The sequence below is a fragment of the Nostocoides sp. genome, assembly GCF_035343835.1.
Taxonomy (GTDB): domain Bacteria; phylum Actinomycetota; class Actinomycetes; order Actinomycetales; family Dermatophilaceae; genus Nostocoides_A; species Nostocoides_A vanveenii.
In genome coordinates this window covers 1-8,229 of sequence record NZ_DAOQZV010000101.1, presented here as the reverse complement: position 1 = coordinate 8,229, position 8,229 = coordinate 1, and the positions used below count along the sequence as shown (strand labels likewise).

The following is an 8,229-nucleotide window of genomic DNA, read 5'->3' as shown; positions in this document are numbered from 1 at the left end:
CAGCAGACCTACGGGGGGCAGCAGTCATACGGGCAGTCGAGTGATGCCAGCCAGCCGTATGCCGGTCCGCCCCTCTACGGCACCCCGCCGCCTCCGGCGAACTACCCCACCGCGCCTCCACCCCCGCCGTCCGGGTACGGCACGCCGCCACCACCGCCCGGGTCGGGCAGCGGGACGGGCACGCCCCCCACGTCCGGCTGAGCGAGTTGGCCGACTTCCTCATCGCGCGCAACCCGGACACCGAGTCCTCGCTGCCCTACCTGCTGCGGATCCCCCTGGGCGACGGCATCGTCTTGCGGGCCCGGGAGACGTGGCCCCGGACGAGCAAGGTGTTCTGTTTCCGCGGCGGGGATGACTGGCCGCCGGACGCCGAGATCATCGAGGCGCTCCCCGTGCGCTCCTGCGTGCGGCGGGGCGCCTCGATCGATCTGGTGCTGGAGCGGTCGCGGGAGAACCGCTCACAGTTCGTGATCGCGCGGGCGCGCGGGCGCGAAATGGTGTTTTGGCAATCGCCGCGGACCACTAAGACGGCCAAGCCCGCGGTGGACCTGCCGACCGCGCGGGCGTCCGGCCTAGGCGATCTGGAGATCGTCGTCGATAGCCGCGAGCGGTATGGGTGGAAATTCAGCCATCAGCAGGCGAGCGTCGTCAAGCGGGCCTTGCGCGTCGGCGACTATGGCGTGGAACTGGACAGCGAACTGGTCGCGGTCGTCGAGCGTAAAGGTGTCGACGACCTGGTCAGGAGCCTCAGCAGTGGCCAGCTGCGGGCGGTGCTGAGCGAGCTGGTGACCGTGCCGCACGCCGCGGTGGTGGTCGAGGACCGGTATTCGCAGATCTTCAAGCTGACCCACGTCCGGCCGGCGCTTGTCGCCGAGATGCTCGCCGAGTGCCAGGTGCACTTCCCGAGCGTGCCGGTCATCTTTGCCGAAACCCGGGCGTTGGCGCAGGAGTGGACCTACCGCTTCCTGGGTGCCGCCTTGGCCGATGCCCGCCACAGCGGCGGGGCCAGTCTGCGCTGGGCTGCGGACCCGTCGGTCCTGGGCGACGGTTTGGCGTCTGACCAGCTGCGCGTGGCTCCCGGCGAGTCCGAGTAAACCCGCCCGCCGAGGACCAAGGGCTACGGAAGCGCGGGCGAGGGGTCCGAGAGGGGGTCGAGGCCGCCCTCGACATTGGGTGTGGCGGCGTCGGTGCCCGTGGCATCCGGGGTGCCCGGGTCGGTCGGCGTGCTGGGCGCCTCGGTGGACGTCGTCGGCGTGTCCGTCGAGGTCGTCGGCGTATCGGTTGACGTGGTCGGGGTGTCCGTCGAGGTCCCCGGAGTCTGGCTGGTCGGCGAGTCCGAAGGGCTGCTCGCCGGCGAGTCCGAGGTCGAGGACGAGGAGGGCACGACGGGCTTCGTACTCCCGGCCTTGCCGGTGCCGGCCTTCTCCACCACTTGGCGCACCGTGGTCCCGGACTGACCGTCCAGGGCGCGGCCCATCCCTAGCTCGATGCCGGTGATCAGCACTAACACGCCGGCGAAGAGGGCCGCCGCGCCGAGCGCGATCCGTCGTCCGAGCGCCCGGTCGCCGGCGCGGGTCGGGCGCCATTCTCGGTCGCTCGCGCGCGTCAGGAGCGGCGATCCGTCCTCGTCCGTTTCGGCATCGGCGACCACAGCGACGGTTCGCGCACCGGCGACCGCGGTGAGCGTGCGGGTGCGGATCACCGTGCGAGTGCGCCGCAGCGACTCGGTGTAGGCCGCCGCGGCGACGGCGGAGACCATGCTGCCGATCGCCGCGCCGCTCAGGGTTCCGGCCAGGCCGAGCCGCGCACCGAGGGCGGCAGCGCTGACGGCGGCCAGCGCACCGCCAAGGATCTGGGTCAAGGACAGGCCGAGATAGCCGGGAGTCTTGTCGGGAGTGTCGGAGTCGGAAGCGGCGTCGTTGCCTTGGGGTCGGATCAGGGTGTCGGTGGCATCAGGCATAGAAGAGTTCAGAGATCGGTTTCGAAGGTCGGAGCGGCGGTCTCAATATCGACGCCGTGCGTGATGAAATCGTTACCCGATCGCCCCGAATGTGATGCGGTTCACAACCGGGCCGCCTACCTCACGAGGCTGACACGCTCGGCGAACAGACCCGGGGCCCGCCGCCGTGCGAACGCTCACGAGCGCAGGTAGGCCTGAAGGGCCGTCGCCACGCCGGAGCCGACGCTATTGGGTCCGCCGAGGATGACGATGGTGCGTGGCTTCAGGCGCGTCAGCTCGGCGCGGATGGCGTCCGGGATCCGGCTGCTGGTGACCAGCAGCATCGGGCCCTTGTGCACGACAGCGGCCGGTGCACCCGAGAGAGCGTCGGTGAAGATCGCGCCCGAGGCGATGAAAACGGTGTCGGTGCCTGCGGGGAAGTTCGCCGCGGAGACGGCGGCCGAGACCTCGTAGCGGTCGGCGCCGCTGATCCGTGATGGCGTCACCCCCGCAGCTGCCGCGATCTGGCCCAGCACCGCGTCGTTGATCGATGCGGGCCCGCCCAGCACCACAACGGATTTCGGCTGCACCCGGCGCAACTCGCTCGCGATGGCATCCGGGAGCGCATCGGGACGGGTCAGCAACATGGGACCACCCCGGAGACCCGAGACCGGAGCCCCCGAGAGAGCATCGGGAAAGACGAGACCGGAGGCGACATAGGCGACGTCGACGCCCGGGGTGAAGCTTGCCTGCGAGATGGCCGCGCTCGCGTCGTAGCGGTCGGCTCCAGCGAGGCGGCGGACCTTCGCCACGTGAATCTCCAGGAGCGATTCGGCCCAGGTTCCGACGCTCGCCGGCCCACCGAGGATGGTGGCCAGCGGCGGCTTCATGTCGAAGACGACCTGGAGCATGTCGATGGGTAGGTCGTCGCGCGGAGTGAGCAAGAGGGGGCTGCCCGCCCGGCCGGCCACACCGGCCCCGCTCAACGCGTCGGTGAAGACGTTGCCGCTTGCGAGGAATAGGTCGCTTCCGCTGCCGCCGAAGGCGTTCTGCGCAATGGTCAGTGAGGTGCTGTAGCGGTCCGCGCCATACCACCGCACGACATCGCCATGTGGACGCGAGATGGTGATGACTGCGCCAGCGGACGACGTCGACTCCACGCGGATCGCGCGCCGCGAACCCGGCCACGTGAAGGACTCACCGGCCTCGAGACCGGGGTGTCGGTCGTAGGTCTCCCCAGTGGCGAGCGGATGGAAGTCGACCACGTCGAACTCCTGATCGTCGTTATCCCAGCCCATGCTGTAACGCCGGATGATCACCCCTCCACCCGGTCGGGTCCGACGGACACCTGAGCCGTCGACATACGTGGCGTCGTCGATATACCGGTCGTCGCCGGCGGCGATCCGGTACTCGATCTCGTAGCGGGCGTTACCGTCGATGAACGCCACTGATCGCAGCCCCACGCCGCCCTCGAGCGGCTTGAGGGTCACAGTCGCGCTGCCCGGGACCACGACACGATCGCCTACGCCCAAGACGCCGAGCCGGTCGAGGTTGGACGCGCTGATCGCCCCGAAACCGTACGGCTGATTACCCATGACATCCCAGGCATCGTCATAGGTCGTGTTCCGGCAAGTGTCGGACAGCGGGACCCGCTTGCCCCGCGAGTCGAAGCACCAAAGCGCGCCGCTGTGCGTCAGGTCCAAGTTGTGACCCATTTCGTGGGCCAGCAACGAGGCGAGTGGATAGCCGTTGACCCAGATGAATCCGTCGCCGGTGGCGGAGGGGCCGAGGGTCGCAAGCCCACCCCACCAGCAGGACGGGAGATTCTCCATCACCGCGACGATGTGGTGGAAGCGATCGCGCGGCGTGGTGCCGGTGATAGTGCGCACCTTCGACTCGATCGCGGTGTAGTCGCACTCGTCCCTTTGCGTCGTCGTCAGTGTGATCTTCTGCGGCGCCATGATCGTCGCAGTCGCCAGGGAGATCTTGGCGTTCGTGTTGCGTTTGTAGTAGTCCGCCATCGCCCCGAAGCTGCGGGCCAACTCCCCCGCGTCGGTGGTCGATGACTCCCAGTAGACCGGGACGACCAGCACCTCGTGCTCGCCGAGGTCCGTCCCGTGGCGTTGCGCCGGGTCGATCCGCACGGCGACCACCGCGACCGCGCCGCGGGCCAGAGCAGCGCCGATCGCCGCATCGTCACCACCCACGGGCGCGGACAACCGCGCCAGGACGGCCCCGGTCGGCACGCCGCGGATCAGCGTCAATGCCACGGGGATGCGTTGCCCACCCACGAGCACGTATGCCGTGTCCGGCCGCCCGCGAGCAGCCTCGCCTTTGACACCGGGCGCCGGGTCCCCGGTCAACCGGACCAGCCGCGCAGGCACCTCCTGCCGGGCATTCGACGCCCCGGATGCCGTGGGCGGAGCGGCCGTGAAGCCCGGCGCGGCACCCCCCACCAGAAGGGCGGCGACCCCGACAATTGCCAGCCAGACCGAACGAACTCGCGCGCGCATTTCCCCTGCTCCTTTGTGTGGCGGGCCCAGCGGGCTCTCGAAACCCTAGACGCCGGGCGCGGGTGGCCGGTTGGCTGCCTCTCGCCGCCCGACTGCCTCGAGCGGGTGACCGGCCGCCTGCCAGGCGCTGAACCCGCCAGCGAGGTGGGTGACGTCCTCGCGACCCATCTCGGTCAGCGTTGCGGTCGCCAGCGCCGAGCGCCAGGCCGAACCGCAATAGAGCACCAGTCGGCGCCCGTCGTCGAGCTCAGGCTTGTAATACGGCGACTCGGGGTCGACCCAGAACTCCAGCATCCCGCGGGGCGCCGACAGCGCCCCCGGGATGGTGCCGAGTCGCTCCCGCTCGCGCGGGTCGCGGATGTCGACGAAAAGGACGCCCGGGTCATCGAGCAGGCCCACGGCATCCGCGAGGGCCAGCGTCTCGACTTTGGCATCGGCTTCGGCGACCAGACTCGCCGCATTGCGCGCGAGCGGTTCGCCGGGTTTGCGACTGCTCATCTATCCTCCTAGACGGTGGCGATCTCGATGCATCCCAACCGGTGACCGTCCACGACGGACGGCTCGCTCGAGGGCGCGGTCATGGCGAAGAGGGTCCGGCCGTCAGGGCCGCCGAGGGCGCAGGCATACGCGATCTGGCTGGTCTCGACCTGGCCGGTGACCTCGCCGCCCTCGGCATAGCGCACGACGGCGTTGCCCAGCGCGGCGGCGACCCAGATGCCGCCCTCAGGGTCGGCGCAGATGCCATCCGGCGCGACCATCTGCGGAGCGGTCGAGGCCCATACGCGCCGGTTGCTCAACGTCCCATCCGACGCGACGTCGAAGGCGGTCAACTGCAAGCGCAAGGTCTCGGCGAGGATCAGCGTGCGACCGTCGTCGATCAGCGCCATGCCGTTGGGGAAGCGGACGTGCTCGGCGGCCACGTGCACCGAGCCGTCGGCCTCGACCCGCGCGAGCGTCGTCGACCCGGCAGACTCGTCACCCAGGATCGTCGGCACATCGCGCTCGGCCATGTCGTGGTGCAGGTCATAACCGAAGTTGCCGACGAACGACCGGCCTAAGTTATCGGTGATCAGGTCGTTGGCGTGGAAGTCGGCCAACTCCGTCAGGTCGGCGTGCTCGACGAGCGCGCCGTCGGGCTCCAGCCGCATGACCTTCTTATCCAGCATGCTGACGACGAGCAGGCGCCCGTCGGGCAGCCACCCCAACCCCGATGGTTGACCCGGCACATCGACGACCTTGGCCTCCACGCCGTCCATGTCGAGGGTGAAAACCGCGTGCCGGTAGAAGTCGCTGAACCACAGCCGCCCGTCACGCCATCTCGGCCCCTCGCCGAACGCCAAGCCCGTTGCCAACACCGCTGCCGTGGTCATCGATGACTCCTTTGCCATTCCGGTACCGTTCCTCACCGTAGTAGGCGCCACCGACAACCCTCAGGCGACCGGGCTACCAGCCGAGTTTGATCACCCGGTTGCCCCAGGTGTCGGAGACATACATCGTCGTCGCAGAGGTGAAGAGCACCTGGAAGGGCCCACCGAAGTCGGCGGTCCCCGCGGACGCCCCGGTCACCTCATAGCTGAAGGCACCCGTCGCGCTCATGCGCACCAGACGCTTGCGGCCGGTGTCGGCCACCCAGACATAGCCGTCGGGCGCCACGGTCACGCCCCAGGGCACATTGAAAGCTTTGGTCGACCCCGAGGGCGTGCCATAAGCGGTCCACGCTCCACCCCGGAAGACCTGGACCCGGCTGTTGCGGGTGTCGGCCACCCAGACCGCGCCGTCGGCACCGACCGAGATCCCCGTCGGCATGTTGAACTGCCCGACCGCGGCGCCGACGCCATTGCCGATCGTCCGCACCCACGCACCATTGCCGGCCGCATCGACCCGGAACTGCTTGACCCGGCCGTTGCCGGTGTCGACGACATACAAGGTCCCGTCCGGTGCAAAACTCAGCCCCTGCGGGAAGGTCATCTGCGTCCCCGCGGACACCGAGCCGCGCGAACCCCACTTCGTCAGCCACTTGTGGTTGCCCGCCGCATTGTCAAAGACGGTGATCTCGTGCGACTCCCGGTTGGCGACGAAGACCCGCCCGGTGCTCGGCTGGACCGCCACGCCCCACGCGAAGTTCAGCGATCCGGGATCATTGCGCGTGCCCCGCTTGCCCCAGGACATCGCGCTGGCGCCGGTGAGGCTGGTGCGCACGATGCGTTGATTCCACCAGTCACTGGTGAACAGATGCCCGGTCTTGTCGGCCGCGAGGCCGCGCGGGCAGTTGGCCCCGGGTAGGCCGGCCGCGTGCCCGAAGAGCCGCCGCGTCTGCTTCGAGCTCGTCGAGGTGACCGTGAACTCCTTGAGGGAGTAGTCCCACTCGTCGGTGACGACGAGCTTCCCGTCGGGGGTCATGTCCAGCCCACGCGGATCGGTGAAGACCGTGGTCGTCGGCGACCCGATCGCGTAGCGATAGGTGTACGTGCCGTCGGAGCCACGCCCCCAGACCTGCACGCGCCGATTGCCGTCGTCGGTGACGAAGATCAGCGACCCGGTCGCCGTGGCCGTGATCCCGCGCGGATCGCCCTGGAACTGACCCGGACCGGACCCGACACCATTGCCGAACTCGAACTTCTTGACGCCGAATTTGTCGAAGCCGACGATCTTGCGGTCCCGTGCATTGACGACATAGACATCGCCACTGGCCTTGTTGACCTCGATCTGCCGGGGCTGGTTGAAGCCGGTCGCGAAGACCTTGGGGTCCTTGCCGTCCCGGGTGAAGCGCTGCACCCGGTCGCCGTCGATGGTGTAGACCACCTCCGCGGACGCACCGGTGGTCGTCAGCCCCGGCCCGATCGCCACGCCGTAGATGGCGGTGAAGTCGCCGACGCCACTGCCCTTCTTCCCCCAGCCGCCGGTGCGCGCCAGCCCCGCGTCATACGTCACGACCCGGTTGTTCGGGGTGTCGGCGACATAGACGCTGCCGGCGCTGTCGACCGCGAGCGCTCGCGCGGCGGCGAGTTCGTCGGTGCCCGCGCCACCGCCGCGCGGGGTGCGCTTGTCGATCGTGCCGCTCGACCGGACGACGCGTTCGATCTGGTAGTTGCCCGGATCGATGACGTAGTAGTAGGAGCCGGTGCTCGCGATATCCACGGGATACATGTCCGCGAACGCGCCGCCCATCACCTGTCCCTGGTATTCCGGCCCACCCGCCCGGGCGGGTGCCGCACCCTCCGCGGCCGTCGCGAGCGATGCCGCGTTACCCGCGAGCAGGGTCGCCGCTGAGGCGGTCAGGAGCGTGCGTCGTCGTGGTGTGTGCATGGCGGTGGTGCCTCCCCAGGCGGTTGTGGTGCGCCGTCAAGGATGGCACAGGGCGCCGACAACCACCGAGTGAGTGCGGCATACACCCTTTCGTCGTTGACCAGGCCGAGGTGTGTCACACCGCGCACCATTTCCACCTGTTCGCCCGCGAATCGACTTGCGACGGAATGCATCTCGACGTGTTCGGCAGATGCGACGGGAACCACCAGATCGCCCACGCGCGCACCGAACGCGCCCGAGAATCCTGGAGCCACGGCCACGACCGCATGGTGACGGACTTGCGCGCGGGCAGCTGGATGGGTGCGATGGTCGCCCCCGTCGGGCGGCCGGCCCGACCAGTCCGCGGCGACGACATTGCCGTGTTCGAGATCGCGCACGCCACCCGTGCGAGTCCCCAACAGATCCGCGGCCCATCGCCCCCGCGTCGTCGTCGCGAGCGCCGCGTCGGCGCGCTGGACGCCGCGCGCCAGC

General features: G+C 69.3%; 8 protein-coding genes. 2 read left to right on the top strand and 6 right to left on the bottom strand.

The features are described 5' to 3' along the window. Together PKH97_RS08865 and PKH97_RS08860 are read left to right on the top strand one after the other, a co-directional pair. Positions 1 to 201 (top strand): hypothetical protein (locus tag PKH97_RS08865; RefSeq protein WP_324387047.1); only part of this gene is annotated, 201 nt, incomplete at its 5' end. Between the two features lie 5 nt (positions 202 to 206). Beyond that, a complete protein-coding gene (locus tag PKH97_RS08860) occupies positions 207 to 1,094 on the top strand; it encodes an ERCC4 domain-containing protein (RefSeq protein WP_324387046.1) in 888 nt (295 codons plus the stop codon). 23 nt (positions 1,095 to 1,117) lie between these two features. Here PKH97_RS08860 and PKH97_RS08855 read toward each other — a convergent pair whose 3' ends face one another. The 6 genes from PKH97_RS08855 to PKH97_RS08830 form a co-directional block, all read right to left on the bottom strand. Continuing rightward, positions 1,118 to 1,960, bottom strand: a complete 843-nt coding sequence (locus tag PKH97_RS08855; protein ID WP_324387045.1) for a hypothetical protein — start codon at positions 1,958 to 1,960, stop codon at positions 1,118 to 1,120. Between the two features lie 176 nt (positions 1,961 to 2,136). Beyond that, positions 2,137 to 4,452 (bottom strand): cell wall-binding repeat-containing protein, encoded by a 2,316-nt coding sequence (locus PKH97_RS08850; RefSeq protein WP_324387044.1) that lies wholly within the window; start codon positions 4,450 to 4,452, stop codon positions 2,137 to 2,139. 45 nt (positions 4,453 to 4,497) lie between these two features. Next, a complete protein-coding gene (locus tag PKH97_RS08845; RefSeq protein WP_324387043.1) occupies positions 4,498 to 4,950 on the bottom strand; it encodes a rhodanese-like domain-containing protein in 453 nt (150 codons plus the stop codon). An 8-nt stretch (positions 4,951 to 4,958) separates the two neighbouring features. Then, positions 4,959 to 5,822, bottom strand: a complete 864-nt coding sequence (locus PKH97_RS08840; protein WP_324387042.1) for an SMP-30/gluconolactonase/LRE family protein — start codon at positions 5,820 to 5,822, stop codon at positions 4,959 to 4,961. A gap of 73 nt (positions 5,823 to 5,895) precedes the next feature. After that, positions 5,896 to 7,758 carry an SMP-30/gluconolactonase/LRE family protein gene (locus PKH97_RS08835; RefSeq protein WP_324387041.1) on the bottom strand — a complete coding sequence of 621 codons (1,863 nt, stop codon included), beginning with the start codon at positions 7,756 to 7,758 and terminating at the stop codon, positions 5,896 to 5,898. Continuing rightward, positions 7,728 to 8,229 (bottom strand): hypothetical protein (locus PKH97_RS08830; RefSeq protein ID WP_324387040.1); only part of this gene is annotated, 502 nt, incomplete at its 5' end. The genes PKH97_RS08830 and PKH97_RS08835, both read right to left, overlap by 31 nt.

Excerpts from the sequence above, each read along its gene's own strand:
- PKH97_RS08855 (WP_324387045.1), bottom strand. The coding sequence starts at position 1,960 with ATGCCTGATGCCACCGACACCCTGATCCGACCCCAAGGCAACGACGCC.
- PKH97_RS08850 (WP_324387044.1), bottom strand. The coding sequence starts at position 4,452 with ATGCGCGCGCGAGTTCGTTCGGTCTGGCTGGCAATTGTCGGGGTCGCC.
- PKH97_RS08845 (WP_324387043.1), bottom strand. The coding sequence starts at position 4,950 with ATGAGCAGTCGCAAACCCGGCGAACCGCTCGCGCGCAATGCGGCGAGT.
- PKH97_RS08840 (WP_324387042.1), bottom strand. The coding sequence starts at position 5,822 with ATGACCACGGCAGCGGTGTTGGCAACGGGCTTGGCGTTCGGCGAGGGG.
- PKH97_RS08835 (WP_324387041.1), bottom strand. The coding sequence starts at position 7,758 with ATGCACACACCACGACGACGCACGCTCCTGACCGCCTCAGCGGCGACC.